The sequence below is a fragment of the Rathayibacter sp. PhB186 genome (assembly GCF_003751825.1).
Taxonomy (GTDB): domain Bacteria; phylum Actinomycetota; class Actinomycetes; order Actinomycetales; family Microbacteriaceae; genus Rathayibacter; species Rathayibacter festucae.
In genome coordinates this window covers 118,545-141,246 of sequence record NZ_RJKO01000006.1, presented here as the reverse complement: position 1 = coordinate 141,246, position 22,702 = coordinate 118,545, and the positions used below count along the sequence as shown (strand labels likewise).

Genomic DNA, 22,702 nt, shown 5'->3' with positions numbered 1-22,702 from the left:
TCTGCACGAGGACGGCCCGCCCGGATCTCAGACCCCGGGCCGGGTCGCGGTACCACCTCGCTTGAACCGCCCAGGACCGGCCCTCACGGGCTGTCCCTGGTCGCTCCCACTCGATCGGCTGTCACGGGCCGTACCCGTCCGGGTCTACTGGGCCGCGGCCGGGGCCGGGCTGTTCTTCCGGAGACTCACCGGTGATGGCCGGGTCGAAGTCGTCCAGCCGTTATCCTAGCGCGTCGGCGGTCGCCGGACAGGGGCGGAGGCGGTCATGGCGCGGACAGCGGGAGCGGGTCGCGGACGGCCGCGGGCGTCGTCGCGCTCCATGCTCGAGGACGCGGCTCTCGATCTCTTCGTCGAGCAGAGCTACGCGGGCACGACGGTCGAGCAGATCGCCCAGCGCGCCGGCGTCTCGCGCAACACCTTCTTCAACTACTTCGCCTCGAAGAGCGACGTCTTCTGGGTGCTCGTCGACGACCGGCTGGCCGAGCTGCCGGCGGCGCTCGAGACGGCCTCCCCGGACGCGTCGACGATGGACGCTCTGCGCGGCGCGCTGCTCGCGGTCGGCGCGGGCTTCGGTCCGTCGAGCGTGCCGTGGGCGCTGACCCAGACCGAGCTGATCGGCAGCGTGCACGAGCTGCAGGCGTCGGCTCTCTCGCGGCTCGCTCGGCAGGCGGCGATCGTCGCGGAGTTCGTGCGAGCGCGGGCCGGACGTCCGCTGCCGGCCCACGTGGCGCACGCCGTCGCCTACGCGAGCGTCGGTGCGGCGGTCGCCGCGGTGCAGGCCTGGGCGGCCGCGGGGCCGACCCGCGGGGAGCTGGTGCCCTACCTCGACGAGGCGCTGACGCCGGTCTGCCGCGGTTTCGCGCCCGTCGTCGGCTGACCGCGCCCGCCCGTCGCGGCTTCCCGGCCCCGCGGTAGGATCGTCGCGGCCGGTGAGCGACACGCTCCGAGAGCCCCCACCCAGGCATCATCACCACCGACGCGGTGCCGCCCATATCGAACCGGAGAACCATGACCGTCGCCGACCGCCTCCCCGCCAAGCCCGCCCTCGAGGGCCTCGAGAGCAAGTGGGGCCTCGTCTGGCAGACGGACGGCACCTACCGGTTCGATCGCACCGGCCTCTCCCGCGCGGACGTCTACTCGATCGACACCCCGCCGCCGACCGCCTCCGGCTCGCTGCACATCGGGCACGTCTTCTCCTACACGCACACCGACGTCGTCGCCCGCTTCCAGCGCATGCGCGGCAAGAGCGTCTTCTACCCGATGGGCTGGGACGACAACGGCCTGCCCACCGAGCGCCGGGTGCAGAACTACTACGGCGTCCGCTGCGACCCGACCCTCCCCTACACGCCCGGCTTCGTGCCGCCGTTCGAGGGCGGCGACAACAAGAGCAGCAAGGCGGCCGACCAGAAGCCGATCTCGCGCCGCAACTTCATCGAGCTCTGCGAGCGCCTCACCGTCGAGGACGAGAAGCAGTTCGAGGACCTCTGGCGCACCCTCGGCCTCTCGGTCGACTGGACGCAGAGCTACCGCACCATCGGCGAGGAGTCGCAGGCCGCCTCGCAGCGCGCCTTCCTCCGCAACCTGGCGCGCGGCGAGGCCTACCAGGCGCAGGCGCCGACCCTCTGGGACATCACCTTCCGCACCGCGGTCGCGCAGGCCGAGCTGGAGGACAAGGACCAGCCCGGCGCGTACCACCGCATCGGCTTCCACCGCGACGGCGCCGAGGACGTCTTCATCGAGACGACCCGCCCCGAGCTGCTGCCCGCCTGCGTCGCGCTCGTGGCGCACCCGGACGACGAGCGCTACCAGGCCCTCTTCGGCACGACCGTGCGCACCCCGCTCTTCGACGTCGAGGTGCCCGTGCTCGCGCACCACCTCGCGCAGAAGGACAAGGGCTCGGGCATCGCGATGATCTGCACCTTCGGCGACCTGACCGACGTCGTCTGGTGGCGCGAGCTCGATCTGCCCAACCGCGCGGTCATCGGCTTCGACGGCCGCCTGATCTCCGAGGCGCCCGCCGCCATCGAGAGCGAGGCCGGCCGTGCCGCGTTCGCGCAGCTCGCCGGCAAGACCGTGTTCTCCGCGAAGCAGACCGTGGTCGCGCTGCTCACCGAGTCGGGCGAGATGGTCGGCGAGCCCCGCCCGATCGTGCACCCGGTGAAGTTCTTCGAGAAGGGCGACAAGCCGCTCGAGATCGTCTCGACCCGCCAGTGGTACATCGTCAACGGCGCCCGCGACGCGGCGCTCAAGGAGCGCCTGCTCGAGCTCGGCCGCGACGTGCGGTTCGTGCCCGAGTTCATGCGCGTCCGCTACGAGAACTGGGTGAACGGCCTCGCAGGCGACTGGCTGATCTCGCGCCAGCGCTTCTTCGGCGTGCCGATCCCGGTCTGGTACCCGCTCGACGGCGACGGCAACCCGGTCTTCGACGCGCCGATCGTCCCCGAGGAGTCGGCACTGCCCGTCGACCCGTCCTCGGACGCCGCCCCCGGCTACTCGGAGGACCAGCGCGGCGTGGCCGGCGGCTTCCAGGGCGAGCTCGACGTGATGGACACCTGGGCGACCTCCTCGCTCACCCCGCAGCTCGCCGGCGGCTGGGAGCGCGACGACGAGCTCTGGCAGCTGGTCGCGCCCTACGACCTGCGCCCCCAGGGGCAGGACATCATCCGCACCTGGCTCTTCTCGACCCTGCTGCGCTCGCAGCTCGAGGACGGCCGCGCGCCGTGGAGCACCGCGACGGTCTCCGGCTTCATCGTCGACCCCGACCGCAAGAAGATGTCGAAGTCGAAGGGCAACGTCGTCACTCCGGCCGGGATGCTCGAGCAGCACGGCTCGGACGCGGTGCGCTACTGGGCCGCCTCCTCGCGCCTGGGCACCGATGCGGCGTTCGACCCGCAGAACCCGACGCAGATCAAGATCGGCCGCCGCCTGGCGATCAAGGTGCTCAACGCGGCGAAGTTCATCCACGGCTTCCCGCTGCCGGAGGGCGCGACGGTCAGCGATCCCCTCGACCTGAGCATGCTCGCCGCACTCGACGGCGTGGTGGCGGACGCCACGACGGCGCTGGAGAACTACGACCACGCCCGTGCGCTCGAGATCACCGAGGCGTTCTTCTGGACGTTCTGCGACGACTACCTGGAGCTGGTGAAGGAGCGCGCGTACGGCGAGAACGGCGCGTCCGCGGCCGCCGCCCTGCACCGTGCGCTGGACGTCCTGCAGCGGCTGTTCGCGCCGTTCATCCCGTTCGCGGTCGAGGAGACCTGGTCCTGGTCGCACGACGGCTCGGTGCACGTGCAGCCGTGGCCGGAGCAGGCCGCTCTCGGCGGCGACCCGGCCGTTCTCAGCGCGGCCAGCACCGTGCTGACCGCGATCCGCCGGGCGAAGACCGATGCGAAGGCCTCGCAGAAGACGCCGGCCCGCTCCGCCGTCGTCACCGCGCCGGCCGAGCTGGTGGCGTCGCTGCGGCTCGCCGCGGGCGACCTCGCGGCCGTCGGCCGGATCGCGGCACTCGACTTCGCCGAGGGCGACGCGCTGGCCGTGCAGATCGAGCTCGAGACCGAGCCGACCGCCTGATCACCCGGGGAGCGGGCCACGGTCCGCTCCCCTTCCCTTCTCTCGAGAGGAACACCCATGCAGCTCGGAACGCGCTGGCCGGTCGGCGGAGACACGCCGTCCACCCTGCCCGAGATCGTCGTCACCGCCGTCCGCGACGTGGAGGGCGAGCTCGCCGCCGCCGGCACGGACAGCTCCGCCTGGCGCTGGACGCTGACCTGGCTCGAGGGCAAGCCCGTGCTCGAGCTCGACGACGGCACCACCATCACCTACCGCCCGGACGAGGACGCCGCCTACATCACCCAGCCGCAGGGCCGCGTCGAGGGCGAGGACGACGACTGGGGCTGAGCCACTGACGGGGTGGATCTCGATACGCGCGCTGCGCGCGCTACTCGATCAGCATGGGGTCTCATCTTGGTCGAGTAGCCCGCGATACCCAGCCCATGCTGGTCGAGTAGCCCCGCAGGGGCGTATCGAGACCCACCGTCGACGACATGGCGGGCCTGCATACTCCACTTGTTGCAACGGTGGATCTCGATACGCCCGCTCCGCGGGCTACTCGATCAGCATGATGCGGGGCGCTCCGATCAGCATGAGGCGCGAGGCGCTCCATCGGCTGCGCGATCGGCAGGCGGCGGCGGCTCTAGGCTCGCTGGATGAGCACCTCCGATGCCGTCGCCGTCCTCCTCGAGCCGAGCGGGCTGCCGCACGGGCTGCCCGACTTCGCGGCGGTCGAGCCGGAGGCGTACCGCCCGGCCTTCGAGGAGGCGCTGCGGCGGCACCGTGCGGAGATCGAGGCCATCGCCTCCTCCCCCGACGAACCGACGGTCGAGAACACGCTGGTGGCGCTCGAGCGCTCCGGGCGGGAGCTGCGCCGGGTCAGCGCGGTCTTCTTCACGGTGGGCGCCTCCGATCGCACGCCGCTGACCGACGCCGTCGAGGAGGAGCTCGCTCCCCTGCTCTCCGCGCACGACGACGCGATCACCCTCGACCCGCGCCTCTACGCCCGGGTCCGCTCGCTCGCCGACCGCGAGGCGGCGCTCGACCTCGACGACGAGACCGCCTACCTGCTGGAGCGCGTCCTCCTGCGCTTCGAGCGCGCGGGCGCCCTCCTCGACGACGCCGGCAAGACCCGGCTCAGCGCGCTGAACGAGCGGCTGTCGAGCCTCACCACCCGATTCGACAAGAACCTGCTCGCCGACACCAACGAGCGGGCCGTGCTGCTGGAGCGCGCCGAGCAGCTGGACGGACTCGACGCGTCCGAGATCTCCGCCGCCGCCCGTGCCGCCGCGGACCGCGGCGCCGACGGCCACCTCGTGACGCTTCCCCTCTACTCCGGGCACCCGTGGCTCGCCCGCCTGCGCGATCGCTCCGTCCGCGAGCGGATCGTGCGCGCCTCCCTCGGCCGCGCCGGGGAGGGCGGACTGCACGACAATCGGGAAGTCCTGCTCGACATCGTCGCCCTGCGCGCCGAGCGCGCCGCGCTGCTGGGCCACTCCTCGCACGCAGCGTTCGTGATCTCGGGCCAGACGGCCGGCACACCCGAGCGCGTCCGCGCTCTCCTCGAGGAGCTCGCGATCCCCGCCGCCTGGAACGCCCGCGCCGAGCTCGAGCAGATGCAGCAGCAGGCCGACGCCGAGCAGGACGCCGCGGGGCAGCCGCGCTTCACGCTCGAGGCCTGGGACCGGGCCTACTACGAGGAGCGCGTCCGCACCGCGCGCTACGCCGTCGACTCCAGCGCGCTCCGCCCCTACTTCGAGCTCGAGCGCGTCCTGCGCGAGGGCGTCTTCGCCGCCGCGACCGGGCTCTACGGCGTCCGGTTCGCGGAGCGGCCCGACCTGGTCGGGCACAGCGCGCACGTCCGTGTCTTCGAGGTCGCGGAGGAGGACGGCACCCCGCTCGGTCTGTTCCTCTTCGACCCGTTCACGCGCGACTCCAAGCGCGGCGGCGCCTGGATGAACTCGCTCCGCACTCGCACGACGCTGCTCGGCGACTCCGCCGTCGTCGTCAACACGCTGAACATCTCGGCGCCCGGCGACGGGGAGCCCGCGCTGCTCAGCCTCGACGAGGTCGAGACCCTCTTCCACGAGTTCGGGCACGCGCTGCACGGCCTCTTCGCGACCACGCGCTACCCGCGCTTCGGCGGGACGAGCGTCTTCCGCGACTTCGTCGAGTTCCCGAGTCAGGTCAACGAGATGTGGATCCGGCACCCGGAGCTGCTGCCCGTCTACGCCCGGCACGTCGAGACCGGCGAACCGCTGCCGGCCGCCGTCGTCGAGCAGCTCGAGGCGGCGGCGCTCTGGGGCGAGGGCTTCGCGACCACGGAGTACCTGGCCGCCGCTCTGCTCGACCTCGCCTGGCACGAGACGCCGGCCTCCGCCGACCGTGCCGACGTCGTGGAGTTCGAGACGCGAGCGCTGGAGGCCGCCGGGCTGCTGGTCCCTGCGATCCCGCCGCGCTACCGCAGCACGTACTTCAAGCACGTCTTCTCGGGCGGCTACTCCGCGGGCTACTACTCCTACATCTGGAGCGAGATCCTCGACGCCGACACCGTCGAGTGGTTCGAGGAGAACGGCGGACTCGACCGCGCGGCCGGCGAGCGGTTCCGGCGGCGGATCCTCGAGATCGGCGGCTCGCGCGACCCGCTCGTCGCCTATCGGGAGTTCCGCGGGCGCGACGCGCGCACCGAGCCCCTGCTGCGGCGCCGCGGACTCGCCTGATCCGAGGGCTCGTCCCGGGGGTCAGGAGTGGCGGGCCACCCGACGCGGGTGCAGCCAGGCCAGCACGACCAGCCCCACCACCAGGCCCCAGAACGCGGAGCCGATCCCCGCGACCGCGATGCCGGACGCGGTGACGAGCAGGGTCGAGGCGGCCGGGAGGCGCAGTCGCGCGTCCTCGACCGCGGCCTGCACCGACGAGACGAACACGCCGAGCAGCGCCAGCCCGGCGACCGCCTCGATCAGCAGCGGACTGGCGGAGGAGACGAGCGCTGCGGCCGCTCCCGCGACCGCGCCGAGCACCAGATAGGACGCTCCCGCCGAGACCGAGGCGATCCACCGCTTCTCCGGCTGCGGCGAGGCCTCCGGACCCGCGGTCAGAGCAGCACTCAGCGCCGCGTAGTTGACCGGCACTCCCCCGAACACCGCGGAGACGCCGGAGGCGAGGCCGCTCGACACGATCGCCGGACGGGAGTGCGCCTCGAAGCCGAGGCTCGACAGCACCGCGATGCCGGGGATGTTCTGCCCCGCCATCGTGACGACGTAGAGCGGCAGCCCGATGCCGGCCATCGCGCCGATCTCGAAGACCGGTACGACGAACTCGGGGACCGGCAGCAGCGGCGCGCCGGCGAGGGCGGCGCCGTCCGTGATGAGCAGCAGCACGATCGCGAGCGCGATCGCCGCCGGCACCGCCCAGCGCGGCAGGAGGCGGAGCAGGATCAGCCAGAGCGCGATGACCGGCAGCGCGAGCAGCGGGATCTCGACCGCCGCCCGCACGGGCGCCAGCACGAGCGGGAACAGGATGCCGGCCAGCATCGCGTTGGCGAGCGGCCGCGGGATGCGCGCCACGAGCCTCCCGAGCGCCGGCCAGAGACCCGTCACGACGATCAGCGCGGACGCGACGAGGAACGCGCCGACCGCGCGGTCGAAGCCCCCGGGCAGGGTCGCGGTGGCGGCGAGCAGCGCGGCGCCCGGGGTGCTCCAGGCGAAGGTCATCGGCACCCGGTAGCGCACACTCAGCGCGATGCAGAGCACGCCCTGCAGCACGCAGACCGCGAGCAGACCCGACGCGGCCTGAGCATCGGTGGCGCCGACGGCGACGACGCCCGCGAGGACGATCGCGAAGGAGCTGGAGAAGCCGGTGAGCGCGGCGACGATCCCGGCGAGGAGCGGCTGGACGATGACGGTGCCTCCGGTCGCTGACCCGGCCGGGCGCGAAGCCGGCGGACGCATCGGCGACGCGCTCCGCCAGAGTAGGGAACCGCGTCCCGCCCGGGCGTGCGAACGCCGGGCCAATCAGCGCGAACTGGTCACGCGACGGCCCGGCGGAGGCGGCTCAGGCGCTCTTCTCCTGGCGGCGCGGAGCGTGCGGCACGATGGTCGGCGCGGCGTTGTCGAGGACAGCGGCGCGGGTGACGACCACGCGGGCGACCTCGTCGGAGGACGGCACCTCGAACATGATCGGACCGAGCACCTCCTCGAGGATGGCGCGGAGGCCGCGGGCTCCGGTCTGGCGCAGCACGGCGAGATCGGCGATCGCCTCGAGGGCGCCGCGGTCGAACTCGAGCTCGACCCCGTCGATCTCGAACATCCGCTGGTACTGCTTGACCAGCGCGTTGCGCGGCTCGGTCAGGATCTGCATCAGCGCGACCTGGTCGAGCTGCGTGACGGTGGTGACCACCGGGAGGCGGCCGATGAACTCGGGGATGAGCCCGAACTTGTGCAGGTCCTCCGGGAGCACCTCGCTGAAGATGTTGATCTCGTCCTGCTTGTTGTGCAGCGGGGCGCCGAAGCCGATGCCGCGCTTGCCCGCGCGCGAGGAGATGATGTCCTCCAGCCCGGCGAAGGCGCCGGCCACGATGAACAGCACGTTCGTCGTGTCGATCTGGATGAACTCCTGGTGCGGGTGCTTACGCCCGCCCTGCGGCGGCACCGAGGCGACGGTGCCCTCGAGGATCTTCAGCAGCGCCTGCTGCACGCCCTCGCCCGAGACGTCGCGGGTGATCGACGGGTTCTCGGCCTTACGGGCGATCTTGTCGACCTCGTCGATGTAGATGATGCCGGTCTCGGCCCGCTTGACGTCGTAGTCCGCGGCCTGGATCAGCTTGAGCAGGATGTTCTCGACGTCCTCGCCGACGTAGCCCGCCTCGGTCAGCGCCGTCGCGTCGGCCACGGCGAACGGGACGTTCAACCGCTTGGCCAGCGTCTGCGCGAGGTAGGTCTTGCCGCAGCCGGTGGGGCCGATCAGCAGGATGTTGCTCTTGGCGATCTCGATCTCGTCGTGGATCGCGTCCGCGGCGGTGATGGTGTTGCGCACCCGCACGCGCTTGTAGTGGTTGTAGACCGCGACGGCGAGGGCGCGCTTGGCCTGCTCCTGGCCGATCACGTACTCCTCGAGGAAGCCGTAGATCTCCTTCGGCTTCGGGAGGTCGAACTCGTGGCTCGTCTCCTCGCTCGACTCGGAGAGGCGCTCCTCGATGATCTCGTTGCACAGCTCGACGCACTCGTCGCAGATGTAGACGCCGGGACCGGCGATGAGCTGCTGGACCTGCTTCTGGCTCTTGCCGCAGAACGAGCACTTCAGCAGGTCGGCGCTTTCGCCAATACGTGCCACGGGGATGCCCCACTTCCTTGTCGTGCGTCGGTGCTCTCGGGCGGCGGTGCCGTCGAGCGTCTCGCAGAGGGCGGTCATGCGGAACCGCCGAACTCAGGACCGAGCCTAGCCGCTGAGCCGAGGGGGCTCGGCAGGCGGGCCGGATCGGCGGACCATTGCCCCGTCCGTGTCGGTTTGCTACGGTCCGGCGGCGCGGATCCGCCCGCCGGCATGCGGAAGGGCCGGGCGGCGGATCGCTCCGCCTCCCGGCCCTTCGACGATCGGTCGGGCTCCCGAGGTCAGACCGTGAGGGCGGGAACGCCCTTGCGGCTGGTCAGGATCTGGTCGATCAGTCCGTACTCGAGCGCGTCGTCAGCGCCGAGGATCTTGTCGCGGTCGATGTCCTTCTTGACCTGCTCCGGGGAGCGGTTGGAGTGGAAGGACAGCGTCTTCTCGAGCCACTCGCGCATGCGCATGATCTCCGCGGCCTGGATCTCGATGTCCGAGGCCTGGCCACCGCCCTGCTGCACGGCCGGCTGGTGGATCAGGATGCGCGCGTTCGGCAGCGCCAGGCGCTTGCCGGGCGTGCCCGCCGCGGTGAGCACCGCTGCGGCCGACGCGGCCTGACCGAGGACGACGGTCTGGATGTGCGGGCGGATGTACTGCATCGTGTCGTAGATCGCCGTCATCGCGGTGAAGGAGCCACCGGGCGAGTTGATGTACATCACGATGTCGCGGTCCGGGTCCTGGCTCTCGAGCACGAGGAGCTGGGCCATGATGTCGTCCGCGGACGCGTCGTCGACCTGCACGCCGAGGAAGATGATGCGGTCCTCGAAGAGCTTCGCGTAGGGGTCCTGGCGCTTGTAGCCGTAGGCCGTGCGCTCCTCGAACGTGGGGAGGATGTAGCGGGAGGAGGGCGCGGCTCCGGAGCCGAAGGCCGTCCCGCCGAAGGTGGGTGTGTTCATTGTCTCTTCCTGATCTCTCGGCGCGTCGGGGTGCTCAGCTGTCGGTGGCGGTTCCGCCGCCGCCGGCGACGTCGGTCGCCGAGGAGCGGATGTGGTCGACGAAGCCGTAGGCCAGGGCCTCCTCGGCGCTGAACCAGCGGTCGCGGTCGCCGTCCTCGTTGACCTGCTCGACGGTCTTGCCGGTCGCCTTCGCGGTGATCTCGGCGAGGCGCTTCTTCATGTCGAGGATCAGCTGCGCCTGCGTCTGGATGTCGGACGCGGTGCCGCCGAACCCGCCGTGCGGCTGGTGCAGTAGGACGCGCGCGTTCGGCGTGATGTAGCGCTTGCCCTGGGTCCCCGCGGTGAGCAGGAGCTGACCCATGGACGCCGCCATGCCGATGCCGACCGTCACGATGTCGTTCGGCACGAACTGCATCGTGTCGTAGATCGCCATTCCCGCGGTGATCGAGCCGCCGGGCGAGTTGATGTACAGGAAGATGTCCTTCTCGGCGTCCTCGGCCGCGAGGAGCAGGAGCTTCGCTGCGATCTCGTTCGCATTCTCGTCGCGCACCTCAGAACCGAGCCAGATGATCCGGTCCTTGAGAAGGCGGTCGAAAACACTGTTGGGCATCGCCATATCGGCCATGTGTCGCTCCGTTTCAGTTGTCGCTTCGGAGGCGAATCTATCGGACGGCACCCGGGCGACCCGGCCGTGTTCGCCGGGGGCGGAGCCGGAGCGGCCGGTGTTCGCCCGGGGCGGACTGCGGGCGGGACCCGGGCCGGGACTCGACCCCGGACTCGGGCCGAGACGACGAGAGCCGCCCCCGGTGATCCGGGAGCGGCTCCTGTCGTTCTGCGTCGAGGACTACTCGGCGGCCGGGGTCTCCTCGGAGGCCGGAGCCTTCTTCTTCGCGGGGGCGCGCTTCTTCTTGGGGGCCGGAGCGGCCTCCTCCTCGGCGGGCGCCTCGGCGGCGGGGGCCTCCTCGACGACGGCCTCCTCGACGGCCTCGGCAGCGGGTGCGTCGACCTCGTCGGTCGCGGCGTCGTCGGCGGTCTCGTCCGCGTCGTCGCCGGGGACGGCGGTGAACGCGGTCAGGTCGACGGCGTTGCCCTCGGTGTCGGTGACCTTCGCCTTGCCCAGGACGATCGCGAGCGCCTTGTTGCGGGCGACCTCGCCGACCATCTGGCCGATCTGGTTGTTCTCGGAGAGGATCTTGATGAACTCGTTCGGCTCCATGCCGTACTGCGCCGCACCCTGGATCAGGTACTGCGTGAGCTCGTCCTGGCTGACCTGGACCTTCTCCTGCTCGACGACGTGGTCGAGGAGGATCTGGGTCTTGAAGGTCTTCTCGCTCGCCTCGGTGACCTCGGCGCGGTGCTCGGCGTCCTCGAGGCGGTTCTCGCCCTCGAGGTGGCGGTGCACCTCGTCCTCGACGAGCGCGGCGGGGACGGGGACCTCGACGAGGCCGAGGAGGGCCTCGACGAGCTTCTCGCGCGCCTGGCCGCCCTGACCGAAGGTCTTCTGCTGGGCGGCCTGCTCCTTGAGCGAGTCGCGCAGCTCGGCGATGGTGTCGAACTCGCTGGCGATCTGCGCGAAGTCGTCGTCGGCGTCGGGGAGCTCGCGCTCCTTGACGGCGGTGAGCGTGACGGCGATCTCGGCCTGCTGGCCGGCGTGGTCGCCACCGAGCAGCGGAGCGGTGAACGTGGTGCTCTCCCCCGCGGTGAGCGAGTCGAGCGCCTCGTCGATGCCCTCGATCAGCTCGCCCGAGCCGAGCTCGTAGGAGATGGCGTTGGCCGTGTCGACCTCGACGCCGTCGATGGTCGCGATGAGGTCGATCTGCGCGAAGTCGCCGGTCGTCGCGGGGCGATCGACGGTGACGAGCGTGCCGAAGCGGCTGCGGAGCTTGTCGAGCTCGGCGTCGACGTCGGCGTCGGTCACCTCGGCCGCGTCGACCGTCAGCTCGAGGCCGTCGTAGGCCGGGACGGTGATCTCGGGGCGGACGTCGACCTCGATGGCGAGCTCGAGGTCGCCGGTGAAGTCCTTGTCGCTCGGCCAGGCGACGATGTCGGCCTGCGGGCGGCCCAGGGGGCGCACCTCGGTCTCGCGGACGGCCTCGCGGTAGAAGCCGTCGAGCCCCTCGTTGACGGCGTGCTCGAGGACGGCGGCCTTGCCGACCCGCTGGTCGACGATCGCCGGCGGGACCTTGCCCTTGCGGAAGCCGGGGACGTTGATCTGCTCGGCGATGTGGCCGTAGGCGTGGGTGATGCTGGGGCCGAGCTCGTCCGGGGTGACCGAAATCGCGAGCTTGACGCGGGTCGGGCTCAGCTTTTCTACCGTGGTCTTCACGTGAGGGGATCTCCTGTGCTGGTTGGTGTCGGCGCCGTGTGACCGGTCGTCACGGGTCGATGTCGTCACGATGAGTACTCGTGGTCGGGGCGACAGGATTCGAACCTGCGACCTCCCGCTCCCAAAGCGGGCGCTCTAGCCAAGCTGAGCTACGCCCCGGTTGCGCGGGCCGGTGCACCGTGCCGATGAGGACTCTCGTCGAGCCCTTCCTGCACGGTCACTGGCGCGACACGCCGAAATGGCCTTCGCAAGTGTACTGCACCGCACTCCTGCGACCGGAACAGGCGCGCGGGGCGGCTTCCGCGGGTCGGCGTCGCCGCCGCTTCGCCTCGTGTACTACAGTGTCCTGGTGCCCGGTCGAGACGACGGGCCCCGCCCGAGAGGGCGGCCCGCGGCGGGTTCTCCGGACTGCCGATTTCGGGGCTGTAGCTTAGTGGTAAAGCCTCTGTCTTCCAAACAGATGATGCGAGTTCGATTCTCGTCAGCCCCTCCGATTCTTTCTTCCTTCTTGCTGGTCGAGTAGCCGCGCAGCGGCGTATCGAGACCCACCGTCCTCAGCAGGGACGGATCTCGACACGCCCTCTGCGAGGGCTGCTCGATCAGCTGGGCTTCCGCGCGCTTCCGCATGCTGGTCGAGTAGCCGCGCAGCGGCGTATCGAGACCCACCGTCCTCAGCAGAGGTGGATCTCGACACGCCCCCTGCAAGAGCTACTCGATCAGCACGGCGGCGGAGCTCAGCGGACGGTGACGGCGACCGGGGCGCTCGTCGCGGTGTTGCCCGCGGCGTCCGACGCCTTCGCCACGACCTGGTGCTCGCCCTTGGGGAAGCCCTTGGTGGAGACGGTCAGCTTCCAGGTGCCGTCGGCCGCCTTCTTCGCCGTCCCGATCCGCGTGCTGCCCGTCCAGAAGACCAGGGACGTGGTGTCGGCGTCCGCGACCGCGACGAGGGTGACCGTTCCGACGACGGTGCTGCCCGCGGTCGGGCTGGTGACGCGCGAGGACGGTGCAGCCGTGTCTCGGGCCGGAGTCGGTGTCGGCGTCGGCGTGCGCGTCGGGGTCGGAGAGGCAGTCGGAGTCGGAGTCGCGGTCGCGGTCGGAGTCGGAGTCGGCGATGCAGTCGGAGTCGCGGTTGCAGTCGGACTCGGGGCGGCGATCGGAGTCGCGGTCGCACTCGGCATCGCGGTCGGCGTGGCAGTCGCGGTCGGCGTGGCAGTCGCGGTCGGCGTGGCAGTCGCGGTCGGCGTAGCAGTCGCGGCCGGAGACGGAGTCGGGGTGGTGGTCGGGGAGGCCGTCGGGGTGGGGGTCTCGGCAGGATCGGTCGGCTCGGGGACGGCTGTCGGTGCCGGGGAGGCGCTGGGCGTCGGCACGCTCGTCGGCTCAGCGGTCGGCGGCGCGGACGGCACGGGCGTCGACGTCGGCTCGGACGCCGCCCAGTCGGGCACGGCCTCGGGACCCCAGAGGATGTCGGCGATCAGGGCCTGGCCGCGGGCGTTGGGGTGGAAGTAGTCGACGGTGGACACGATGTCGGGCGAGACGGTGGCGGCGGTGAAGGCGCCGTCGTCCCAGACGCAGCGGGAGCCGACGGCGGAGCAGGCCGCGGCGAGGGCGTCGTTGAACTGACGGGTGCGCTGCGCCGCTGCGGCGACCGCCGCGGTATAGGCGTCACCGGTCTGGACGACGTTGTCGGCCGTCGCCCCGCGGGTCGTGCGGCAGAGCCGGTTCGCCGGCCAGCCCGCCTCGGCCGGTCCCCCGCGCAGGCCCGCCCACTCCGACGCGATGTCCGGCATCGAGCCGACGAGGACCGTCGCCTCCGGCCAGGTCGAGCCGATCTGACGCAGCAGGCTCGACGCCGACGCGCTGAAGGACGCGGCGGGAGTCATCGCGTACCCGTCGGCGGCGCCCGTGAGGTCGGGGTGGCAGAGGTCGTTCCCGCCCACCAGGAGGGTGACGACGTCGGGGTCCGCGCCGGCCGAGGCGGCAGCGGTCACGGTCGAGGCGACGGCGTTGATCCGGCTCCCCGACTTGGCGTAGTTCGCCGTGGTGACGACGCTGCCCGGGTTCACCTCCTGGAGGCGGGTGGCGATCGAGCGGACCGCACTCGCGGTTCCCGTCGACCAGGAGTTGACCGGGCAGTCGGCGCGGGTGCCGCAGCTCGAGGCGCCACGGGTGATCGAGTCGCCGAAGGAGACGACCGACAGGGTCGGGGCCGGTTCGGCGGCCGCGGCGGGCACCGCGGCCGCGCCGACGAGGAGGGCGATGAGGAGGAGGACGGACAGGGGGGAACGGCGGGCCGGGCGCGGGGGCATGACTCTGCTCTCGTGGGGCGACGTGGTGCCGCGGCGGCGGAGCGAGGCGGGGGCGCGGGCTCCGTCGACCGGGCGACCGGGGGGACGGGGAGGGGAACCGCCGGATCCGCCCGGAGAAGCGCCGCTCAGGGAGCCCGGCCACTCCGGCGGTGCCGGCTGCTCAGAGCCTGGCCGACGGCGCAGCACCGCGATACCGCCTCAGGACCGGCCTGCTCCCCCCATAGGTGAGGCGCGGCACGGGTCGAATCCTTCGGTGAGTCCTGCACGGCTCCGACGAGGACCACCGCGGTCCCCTGGGCGTCTGACGGCGGCCCCTGCTGGTCAGCGGACCGTGACGGTGACGGGGGCACTCGTCCCCGTGTTGCCCGAGCGGTCGGTCGCGGTGGCGACGAGATCGTGCTCGCCCTTCGGGAAGCCCCTGGTCGACACGGTCAGCGTCCAGCCGCCGTTCGCCGCGTGCTTCGCCGAGCCGAGGCGGCGACCCTCGCTCGAGAAGACGAGCGACGCGGTGTCGTCGTCGGAGACGGCGGCCAGGGCGACGTTCCCCGAGACCGAGCCGCCGGCGACCGGGCCGGTGATGCGCACCGTCGGCGCGGTCGTGTCCTTCGTGCCGGCGAGGCCTCGGCTCGTAGTCGTGCTCGGGGTCGAGCCGGACGCCGGAGCGCGGGTCCCTGCGGGTGCCGGGGTCGTGGGCCGCGCAGGAGTCACGGTCTTCGTCGCTCGGCGCGCGCCGGCCGGGGCCGGAGTGGCCTTCGGCGCGGGGGTGGTCTTCGACGACGGGGTGGTCGTCGGGGCGGGAGTCGTCGTCGGAGTGGGCGTCGTCGGGACCGGTGCGTCGGTGACCGCCGGCACCGGCGGGGAGACCGGAGCGCCCTGGGTGAGGCGCGCGGCCCAGGCGGGGACCGCCTCGGGACCCCAGAGCACCCGCGCGATCAGGGCCTGGCCCTGGACGTTCGGGTGGAAGGAGTCGACGCTCGAGACGATCTCGGGGTTGATCTCCGTGCGGCTGAGGGCGCCGCCGTCCCAGACGCAGTGCGGGCCCTCGGCCGCGCAAGCCGAGGCGAGCGCGTCGTCGTACTGCCGCGTGCGCTCGGCCGCGGCCGCCACCGTCGAGGTGAAGGCGTCACCGGTCTGGACGACGTTGTCGGCGAGGGCCCCGCGCGTCGTCCGGCACAGCTTGGCCGACGGCCAGGTCCTCGCGCCCGCGCCGGTCTGCACCGCGGCCCACTCGGACGCCACGTCCGGGACCGACCCGACGAGGACGGTCGCCTCCGGCCAGGCGGACCTGATCCGCTGCAGCGCACTCGTCGCGGACGCGGCGAACGCGTCGGCGGGCGTCATCGCGTAGCCGTCGGCGGCGGCCCGGAGATCGGGGTGGCAGAGGTCGTTGCCGCCGATGAGCAGCGTCACGACGTCGGGTCGGGCCCCGGCGGCCGCCGCGGCGGACACCGCCGAGGCGACTCCCGCGATCCGGCTGCCTGACTTGGCGTAGTTCGTCGACGTGACGGTGCGACCCGGGTTCAGCTCCTGGAGGCGGGTGGCGACGGAGTGGACCGCGGGTGCGGAACCGGTGGCCCAGGAGTTGACGGGGCAGTCGCCCCGGCCTCCGCAGGTGGTGGCGGCGCGGGTGATCGAGTCGCCGAACGAGGCGACCGAGAGCGCGGGGGCCTCGGCGGCGGTGGCGGACGGGGCGGCGGCTCCTCCGGCGAGGAGCAGTGCCGCGAGAGCGACGGTGGACAGGCGGGAACGGAGGGACATGGCTCTTCTCAAGGACGGTGATGAAGGAGGGCGGAGCACGGTCGTTCGACCGTCGGCTCCAGCGGTCGACCGACCGCGATGAGGACCGCGGACGACGCCGGCGGAACCTCGTGGGGAAAGGTATTTCCGCTCCTCCGCAGGCCGCCAACTTGTGGCACGGATCGACTCGACTGGCGTTCATCGAGCAGTTGTCGGCATTTGACCACGTGGCGCACTCTGACGATCGGTGCGCCTCCTTCGAGCTAGCGGCCGACGGCGGCGGTCTGCTGGAGGTCCTCCGGAGACGGGCTCCCCTCGGACGGCTGCGCTCCAGCCGGACGGCCGAGCGTCACGCGCTCGGTCACGTTCTCGGGCATGCCGACCCGCGTCCTCGACTCGTCCGGGGCGCCGCTCGTCGAATCGGCGATGCCGATCTCGTCGAGCGTCGGGAGGTCCGCCGGAGCCGGAGCCGGAGCGCCTGCGGAGTGCGGGACCGCCCACGCGGGAACCGCCGCCGGGCCCCACAGGACGCTGGCGACCAGCGCCTGGCCGGCGACGTTCGGGTGGAAGTAGTCGACCGTCGAGAGGACGTCCTTCGTGACAGGGGTCCTGGTCAGGGCTCCGCCGTCCCAGACGCACTGCGGGCCCGCTGCGGAGCAGGCCGCGGCCAGAGCCTCGTTGTACTGATCCGTGCGCTCCTCGGCTGCGGCGACCGCCGCCTCGAAGGCGGCCCCCCTCTGGACGTGGTTGTCGGCCTTGGCCCCGCGCGTGGTCCGGCAGATGCTGAACAGTCCCCAGATCAGCTTGCCCGGTGTGCCCTGGACGACCTCCCACTCGGACCCGATGTCCGGCACCGACCCGAGCAGCACGGTCGCCCGAGGCCAGGCCGAGCTGATCTGCCGGAGCAGACTCGACGCCGAGGCGGAGAAGTCCGCGGCGGGCGTCATCGCGTAGCCGTCCGGCCCGGCCGGGACGTCGGGGCTGCAGAGGTCGTTGCCGCCGATGAGGAGCGTGACCACATCCGGAGCGGCCCCGGCCGCCTGTGCCGCCGTGACCGCCGCGGAGACCTCGGCGATGCGGCTGCCGGACTTCGCGCGGTTGTCGGTCGTGACCGTGCGCTGCGGAGCCACCTCCTGGAGGCGGGTCGCGATGGAGCGGACCTCGGGCGCGGATCCGGTCGACCAGGAGTTGACCGGGCAGTCCTCCTCCGTGCCGCAGGTCGCGGCGGCTCGGGTGATCGAATCGCCGAAGGCGACGACGGACAGCTCGGACGGTGTCGCGGCGGCGGCGGGGGCGATCGCCCCTCCCGCGAGCACGGCCGCGGCGAGGCCGAGGACGATCAGGGGGGAACGGCGGGGTCGGTGCGGGGACACGATTCTCCTCGGGAAGAGTGGGACGGAGACAGAGGTGTCCGATCGATCGGCGAGCCGTCGATCCGAGGGCGGCGACCGCGCACCGGGAGTGACGCGGCGGAACCTGTTCCCGAACGGTAGAGATCCTCACCGCCGAGGCGGAAACTTCTGGCGCCGATCGATCCCCTGGCGCTCCCTGACCGCCTCAGTCGGTCCCGCCGCCGGCCGCTCCCCGATGCAGATCGGCCAGGACGAGGTAGGACGCGGCGTTGCGGCGGATCCCGTCCCGCTCCTGCTCGGACAGCTCGCGGCGCACCTTCGCCGGAACGCCCGCGACGAGGGAGCCCGGCGGCACGACGGTGCCCTCGAGCACCACGGCGCCGGCGGCCACGAGCGACCCGGAGCCGATCACCGCCCCGCTCAGGACGGTCGCGTTCATCCCGACGAGCACGTCGGACTCGAGGGTGCAGCCGTGCAGCACGGCGTTGTGCCCGACCGAGACCCCCGCGCCGAGAGTCGCGTCGAAGCCCTCGTCCACGTGCACGATCACGCCGTCCTGCAGGTTGCTGCCGCGGCCGATCCGGATGCGCGCCTTCTCCGCGCGGAGGACGGCGCCGTACCAGACGCTCGACTCCTCCTCCAGCACCACCGCTCCGACGAGGGTCGCGCCCGGGGCGACCCAGGCCGAGTCGGCGACGACCGGGGATCCGCTCGGCAGAGCGATCAATCGGGCGTCCGGGTGCGCTCCTGGTGCCATGCGATCGGTCCTCCTCCTCGGCGGACTCCGCGGTCGCCGGATCCCAGTGTCGCAGGGGCGTCGGTCACCGCCCGGGCGGCGATCCTGGCCGGTCGTCGGACCCCGACCACGATCTGTCCCCGTCCGGGGCACGCGCGGAGGAGGCGGCACGACCTAGGCTGACCCCGGTCCGGGGGGATTTCCGTGACCGACGGAACAAGGGGACTGCAATGCGACGACGTACCGCACGGGCGACGATCATGGGAGCGCTCGCAGCCCTCCTCCTGGTGCCGATGGCGGCCACCGCGCCCGGCAGCTCGGCGAGCGCCGCCGCCGACACGGTGAAGCCGGTCGTGAGCATCACCGCTCCGGTGAGCGGATCGACGGTCGCGGGGACGATCTCCCTCGCGGCAACCGCGACGGACGCGGTCGGGACCACTCAGCTCTCGTTCTGGGAGGGCACCCGCCGTCTGGGCTACGCCACCGTGCAGGCGGGCGTCTGGACGCTGCCGCTCGACACGCTGACGCTGGCCGAGGGCTCGCACGTCTTCGTGGCCAAGGGCAAGGACGCGGCGGGGAACATCGGCAACAGCGCCGCCACGCGCGTCACCGTGCAGAACACCGGCTCGACCCCCGTTCCGACGACGAGTCCCTCCCCCACGCAGACCCCGGTCCCGTCGGCGACGCCCACCGCGACGACCACTCCCTCGCCGACCGCGAGCCCGACGACCGCGCCGAGCCCCAGCGCCACGCCGACCGCCACGGGCTCGCCGAAGCCCGACACGACGAAGCCGACTGCGCGCATCACCTCGCCCGCCACGGGGAGCACCGTCCCGCGGACCGTGACGCTCGTCGCCACCGCGTCGGACGACGTCGGAGTCACCGCTCTCTCCTTCTGGTCCGGCTCCACCCGGGTCGGGAACGCCGTGCAGCAGGCCTCCGGCGACTGGTCGCTCACCACCTCGAGCCTCGCCGTGACCTCGCACGTGATCATCGCCAAGGCCCGCGACGCCGCCGGCAACATCGGCAGCAGCGGCTCGATCGCGCTGACCGTCTCGGCCACGGCACCGACGACGACGCCGACCGCGACCCCGACACCCACCGCGACTCCGACGAGGACTCCGACGCCCACGGCGACGCCGACCGCCACCGCGACACCGACCGCGACGCCGACCCCCACGGCGACGCCGACCCCCACGGCGACGCCCACCACTCCCCCCACCGTGCCCGGCGTTCCGGCGCCGCTCGCGCAGTGGGACTTCACCCAGTCCGCCGCGCCGTACTACTCCACCGCGAACGACCTGCCCCTGCTCCAGGCGGGCAAGACCAAGGCCACGACCACCTCGACGCCCTGGGGCTCCGGGATCTCGATGACCGGGACGAGCTTCCTCCGGGTGCCGCTGGAGTCGGCGGGACGCCTGACGATCGGCGCCACGGGCAACGCGGTCACCGTCGCGAGCTGGGTCTACATGACCGACGACAGCACCGGCTACGTCGCGGGCGCCTGGAACGAGCACGGCGAGCGCGCGGGCCGCTCCTACGGCCTCTTCTACGACCTCGGCCTCTACGGCGGCGACGAGCGATCGGCCTTCCACGTCTCGCGGACCGGCGGCCCGACCCCCGGCTATCCGTACTCCCGCGACTACTCGGCCTCGGGGAACACGTTCACTCGGAACACCTGGCAGCTGCACGTCGGCACCTACGACGGCACCTACGCGGTCTCCTACCTGGACGGCACCTCGGTCGCCTACCCGCGCTTCGTCGACAACAAGGGCGCGACCTACGCGAAGAACCCGTACCTCTTCACCGAGGGCCTGAACCCGAACGCCGGCGACTTCACGGTCGGCGCGGTCGAGCTCACCTCGGGCCCCGGCAACTACGCGAAGGGCACCTTCGCGAAGATCCGGGTCTGGGACAAGGCCCTCACCGCCGACCAGGTCAAGGCGCTCTACGACACGGAGCGGACGGCGCTGAAGTAGGCGCGCGGGGACGGCTGTCAGGTCGATGCTGATCGAGTAGCCCGCGGAGCGGGCGTATCGAGCGGAGGGGGCGCCGGCGCCAGCGCAGGGCGGGGAAGAGACCGACGTGCATGCGGTGGCGGGTCTCGATACGCCCCTGCGGGGCTACTCGACCAGCATGTGTGCGGGCGTCTCCGCCAAGGAGACGCGACGCGACTGCTGGGCCGGCTCAGCGCGCGGCGCGGAGCCAGGCGAGGACCGCGAGCACGCGGCGGTGGTCCGAGCCGGAGTCCTCGAGTCCGAGCTTCTGGAAGATCGAGGTGACGTTCTTCTCGACCGCGCCGACGCCGATGAAGAGCGCGGCGGCGATGCCGGCGTTCGTGCGCCCCTCGGCCATCGCCTCGAGCACCTCGCGCTCGCGCGGGGTCAGGAGCGCCAGCGGGTCGCGGTTGCGCTGGAGCAGCGACGCGACGACCTGCGGATCGAGCACCGTCCCGCCCGCCGCGACGCGCTCGACGGCGTCGCGCAGCTCCTCCACCGAGGCGACGCGGTCCTTGAGCAGGTAGCCCATGCCGCCCTCGCCCGAGCCGAGCAGCTCGTGCGCGTAGGTCACCTCGACGTACTGGCTGAGCAGGAGCACGGCGATCCGCGGGTGCAGGCGCCGGAGGTCGAGGGCCGCGCGGACGCCCTCGTCGCGGAAGGTGGGCGGCATGCGGACGTCGAGCACGGCCACGTCCACCGAGGACGGCTCCGCGGCGACGGCCGCGAGCAGCCCCTCGGCGTCGCCGTGGGCTCCGACGACGGAGAAGCCGGCGTCCTCGAACAGTCGGACCAGGCCCTCGCGCAGGAGCACGGAGTCCTCGGCGAGGGCGACACGGATCGGTGAGGCGGGCGGCACGCCCTCAGGATAGGGCGGGCACCGGCCGGAAAGGCACGTGGACGCCCACCGTGGTCGGGCCGCCCGGGGGCGAATCGACGGTGAACAGCCCGCGCAGCCCGCTGACGCGCCCGGCGACCCCCTCGAGCCCGTGACCGGGCAGGGGCGAGGCGCCGCCGACGCCGTCGTCGACGACCCAGACGTCCAGCCAGCGCTCCGGTCCGCCCGTCCCCCGCACGTCGAGGTGCACGCGGATCGAGCGGGCCGACGCGTGCTTCGACGCGTTCGCGAGCAGCTCCGCGACGACGAAGTAGACGCTGCGCTCGACCTCGGGCGGCACCTCCGTCACCGGATGCTCGACCAGCACCTCGACGGGCACCGGGCTCATGACCGCCAGCGAGTGCACCGCAGCGGTGAAGCCCCGGTCCTGCAGGATCGGCGGCGCGACTCCCCGGGAGAGCGCGCGCAGCTCGTCGAGCGCCGAGCGGACGTGCTCGCGCGCCTCGTCGATCAGCGCCGCCGCGGAGTCGGGATCGGAGCGCACCCGGTTGAGAGCCGATCCGAGGTCCATCTGCACCCGGATCAGCCGCTGCTGCGGACCGTCGTGGATGTCGCGCTCGAGCCGGCGCAGCGCCCGGTCCTCGGCGGCGACCGCCGCACCGCGGGAGACGCTGAGCTCCGCGACCTCGCGCTGCAGCGCCTCCGAGCCCCAGGGCCCGAGCAGCAGCCGATCGACGAGGAATCGCGCGAGGGTGAGCCCGCGGGTGACGAACGGCAGCGTCGCGAGGAACAGGACGACGAGCGCGACATCGGCCAGCACCAGGAAGGCCGTGGGCGGCCCGGGAACGCCGAGGACTGCGCTCGACTGCCCGGAGACGAGCCGGACGATCGCCGAGGAGTCGCCGGCGAGCAGCGCAGTCAGCGAGCCGAGGCCGGCCCAGCTCCAGAGCCCGAGGACCGCCGCGAAGACGAGCGCGAGCAGCGGCGCCACGACGAGCGTGTGCAGCAGCGCGAGCCAGTAGTGCCCGTCGACGACCGGGCCGTAGAGGGCGAAGGTGGCGGGCGCGACCGAGGCGGGCGGACGCCGCCACTGCGGTTCCTCGATCCGAGGGCGGCCGGCGAGCCGGTCGAGCGCTCGGGTCGCCCGAGCGAAGCCCCGGGCGGTGTGCAGCGCCAGCGGGAGGAAGACCGCCCCGATCAGCACGCCGATCAGGCCGAGGCCCAGAGCGAGGGAGACTCCGGTCGCGAACGCACCCGCCAGCGCGAGCGGCACGGCGAGCAGGAGCGACAGGGCCTCGCGGGGCAGCTCGCGCCAGAGCCGGAGGTACGCCGCGGAGGCCTCACCGAGGGCGGTCGGCGCTGCGGGCACGCGAGCCTCCTCCCCCGGTCCTCGCGGGCGCGCGGACATCCTCTCGAGGGTACCGGCGACCCTTCGCAGTGACGCGGGGGCTGACCCCCGGTTCCGTCTCGGAAGCGCACCGAACGTGCCGGGCCGGCACAGGCCAGGCTCCCCTTCTCCCGCCTTAGCCGAGCCTGCACTTCCTTGCGAACACTGGGCTGCGGCGTAGTGTTGACGATCAGTCACC

At 72.4% G+C, this 22,702-nt stretch carries 16 protein-coding genes and 2 tRNA genes; 6 read left to right on the top strand and 12 right to left on the bottom strand.

Annotation, left to right across the window (positions count from 1 at the left end; all coding sequences use genetic code 11):
• Positions 1-319 precede the first annotated feature (319 nt).
• The 4 genes from EDF45_RS15520 (at position 320) to EDF45_RS15505 (ending at position 6,269) form a co-directional block, all read left to right on the top strand.
• Entirely contained in the window at positions 320-877 is a 558-nt protein-coding gene (locus EDF45_RS15520) for a TetR/AcrR family transcriptional regulator (RefSeq protein ID WP_260312371.1), read from the top strand.
• 131 nt (positions 878-1,008) lie between these two features.
• Complete coding sequence (gene valS / locus EDF45_RS15515; RefSeq protein WP_123736917.1) at positions 1,009-3,570, top strand: valine--tRNA ligase; 2,562 nt, start codon at positions 1,009-1,011, stop codon at positions 3,568-3,570.
• Between the two features lie 57 nt (positions 3,571-3,627).
• Positions 3,628-3,897 carry a hypothetical protein gene (locus EDF45_RS15510; protein ID WP_123736916.1) on the top strand — a complete coding sequence of 90 codons (270 nt, stop codon included), beginning with the start codon at positions 3,628-3,630 and terminating at the stop codon, positions 3,895-3,897.
• 308 nt (positions 3,898-4,205) lie between these two features.
• Positions 4,206-6,269, top strand: coding sequence for a M3 family metallopeptidase (locus EDF45_RS15505; RefSeq protein WP_123736915.1), 2,064 nt, complete (start codon positions 4,206-4,208; stop codon positions 6,267-6,269).
• A gap of 21 nt (positions 6,270-6,290) precedes the next feature.
• Here EDF45_RS15505 and EDF45_RS15500 read toward each other — a convergent pair whose 3' ends face one another.
• The 6 genes from EDF45_RS15500 to EDF45_RS15475 form a co-directional block, all read right to left on the bottom strand.
• The gene (locus EDF45_RS15500; RefSeq protein WP_123736914.1) at positions 6,291-7,499 is read right to left on the bottom strand and encodes a benzoate/H(+) symporter BenE family transporter; all 1,209 of its coding nucleotides are present in this window, start codon (positions 7,497-7,499) and stop codon (positions 6,291-6,293) included.
• Positions 7,500-7,602: 103 nt separating this feature from the next.
• Entirely contained in the window at positions 7,603-8,880 is a 1,278-nt protein-coding gene (clpX, locus tag EDF45_RS15495; protein WP_123445812.1) for an ATP-dependent Clp protease ATP-binding subunit ClpX, read from the bottom strand.
• Positions 8,881-9,158: 278 nt separating this feature from the next.
• Positions 9,159-9,824: an ATP-dependent Clp protease proteolytic subunit gene (locus tag EDF45_RS15490; RefSeq protein WP_123445811.1), complete on the bottom strand. Its 666-nt coding sequence runs from the start codon at positions 9,822-9,824 to the stop codon at positions 9,159-9,161.
• Positions 9,825-9,858: 34 nt separating this feature from the next.
• On the bottom strand, positions 9,859-10,500 hold the full coding sequence (locus tag EDF45_RS15485; RefSeq protein ID WP_260300538.1) for an ATP-dependent Clp protease proteolytic subunit: 642 nt from the start codon (positions 10,498-10,500) through the stop codon (positions 9,859-9,861).
• 168 nt (positions 10,501-10,668) lie between these two features.
• Positions 10,669-12,150: a trigger factor gene (gene tig, locus EDF45_RS15480; protein ID WP_123736913.1), complete on the bottom strand. Its 1,482-nt coding sequence runs from the start codon at positions 12,148-12,150 to the stop codon at positions 10,669-10,671.
• A gap of 81 nt (positions 12,151-12,231) precedes the next feature.
• Positions 12,232-12,309, bottom strand: a tRNA-Pro gene (locus EDF45_RS15475).
• A 260-nt stretch (positions 12,310-12,569) separates the two neighbouring features.
• Between EDF45_RS15475 and EDF45_RS15470 the strand changes: the two genes are divergently transcribed.
• Positions 12,570-12,640, top strand: a tRNA-Gly gene (locus EDF45_RS15470).
• 244 nt (positions 12,641-12,884) lie between these two features.
• Here the strand turns inward: EDF45_RS15470 and EDF45_RS15465 are convergent.
• From EDF45_RS15465 to EDF45_RS15450, 4 genes are all read right to left on the bottom strand, one after another.
• Positions 12,885-14,456 (bottom strand): GDSL-type esterase/lipase family protein, encoded by a 1,572-nt coding sequence (locus EDF45_RS15465; protein ID WP_123736912.1) that lies wholly within the window; start codon positions 14,454-14,456, stop codon positions 12,885-12,887.
• 321 nt (positions 14,457-14,777) lie between these two features.
• A complete protein-coding gene (locus EDF45_RS15460) occupies positions 14,778-16,214 on the bottom strand; it encodes a GDSL-type esterase/lipase family protein (RefSeq protein ID WP_123736911.1) in 1,437 nt (478 codons plus the stop codon).
• 242 nt (positions 16,215-16,456) lie between these two features.
• Positions 16,457-17,566 carry a GDSL-type esterase/lipase family protein gene (locus EDF45_RS15455; protein ID WP_185020215.1) on the bottom strand — a complete coding sequence of 370 codons (1,110 nt, stop codon included), beginning with the start codon at positions 17,564-17,566 and terminating at the stop codon, positions 16,457-16,459.
• 184 nt (positions 17,567-17,750) lie between these two features.
• A complete protein-coding gene (locus tag EDF45_RS15450; RefSeq protein ID WP_123736909.1) occupies positions 17,751-18,302 on the bottom strand; it encodes a gamma carbonic anhydrase family protein in 552 nt (183 codons plus the stop codon).
• Between the two features lie 209 nt (positions 18,303-18,511).
• Between EDF45_RS15450 and EDF45_RS21350 the strand changes: the two genes are divergently transcribed.
• Entirely contained in the window at positions 18,512-20,260 is a 1,749-nt protein-coding gene (locus EDF45_RS21350) for an Ig-like domain-containing protein (protein ID WP_185020214.1), read from the top strand.
• 208 nt (positions 20,261-20,468) lie between these two features.
• Here EDF45_RS21350 and EDF45_RS15430 read toward each other — a convergent pair whose 3' ends face one another.
• Positions 20,469-21,137 (bottom strand): response regulator transcription factor, encoded by a 669-nt coding sequence (locus tag EDF45_RS15430; protein WP_123703482.1) that lies wholly within the window; start codon positions 21,135-21,137, stop codon positions 20,469-20,471.
• A 4-nt stretch (positions 21,138-21,141) separates the two neighbouring features.
• Positions 21,142-22,485: a sensor domain-containing protein gene (locus EDF45_RS15425; RefSeq protein ID WP_185020213.1), complete on the bottom strand. Its 1,344-nt coding sequence runs from the start codon at positions 22,483-22,485 to the stop codon at positions 21,142-21,144.
• Positions 22,486-22,702 lie beyond the last annotated feature (217 nt).

Bases quoted from the DNA above. Each gene is read 5' to 3' on its own strand.
- EDF45_RS15520 (WP_260312371.1), top strand. From the start codon at position 320: ATGCTCGAGGACGCGGCTCTCGATCTCTTCGTCGAGCAGAGCTACGCG.
- valS (WP_123736917.1), top strand. From the start codon at position 1,009: ATGACCGTCGCCGACCGCCTCCCCGCCAAGCCCGCCCTCGAGGGCCTC.
- EDF45_RS15510 (WP_123736916.1), top strand. From the start codon at position 3,628: ATGCAGCTCGGAACGCGCTGGCCGGTCGGCGGAGACACGCCGTCCACC.
- EDF45_RS15505 (WP_123736915.1), top strand. From the start codon at position 4,206: ATGAGCACCTCCGATGCCGTCGCCGTCCTCCTCGAGCCGAGCGGGCTG.
- EDF45_RS15500 (WP_123736914.1), bottom strand. From the start codon at position 7,499: ATGCGTCCGCCGGCTTCGCGCCCGGCCGGGTCAGCGACCGGAGGCACC.
- EDF45_RS15490 (WP_123445811.1), bottom strand. From the start codon at position 9,824: ATGAACACACCCACCTTCGGCGGGACGGCCTTCGGCTCCGGAGCCGCG.
- EDF45_RS15465 (WP_123736912.1), bottom strand. From the start codon at position 14,456: ATGCCCCCGCGCCCGGCCCGCCGTTCCCCCCTGTCCGTCCTCCTCCTC.
- EDF45_RS15460 (WP_123736911.1), bottom strand. From the start codon at position 16,214: ATGTCCCTCCGTTCCCGCCTGTCCACCGTCGCTCTCGCGGCACTGCTC.
- EDF45_RS15450 (WP_123736909.1), bottom strand. From the start codon at position 18,302: ATGGCACCAGGAGCGCACCCGGACGCCCGATTGATCGCTCTGCCGAGC.
- EDF45_RS21350 (WP_185020214.1), top strand. From the start codon at position 18,512: ATGCGACGACGTACCGCACGGGCGACGATCATGGGAGCGCTCGCAGCC.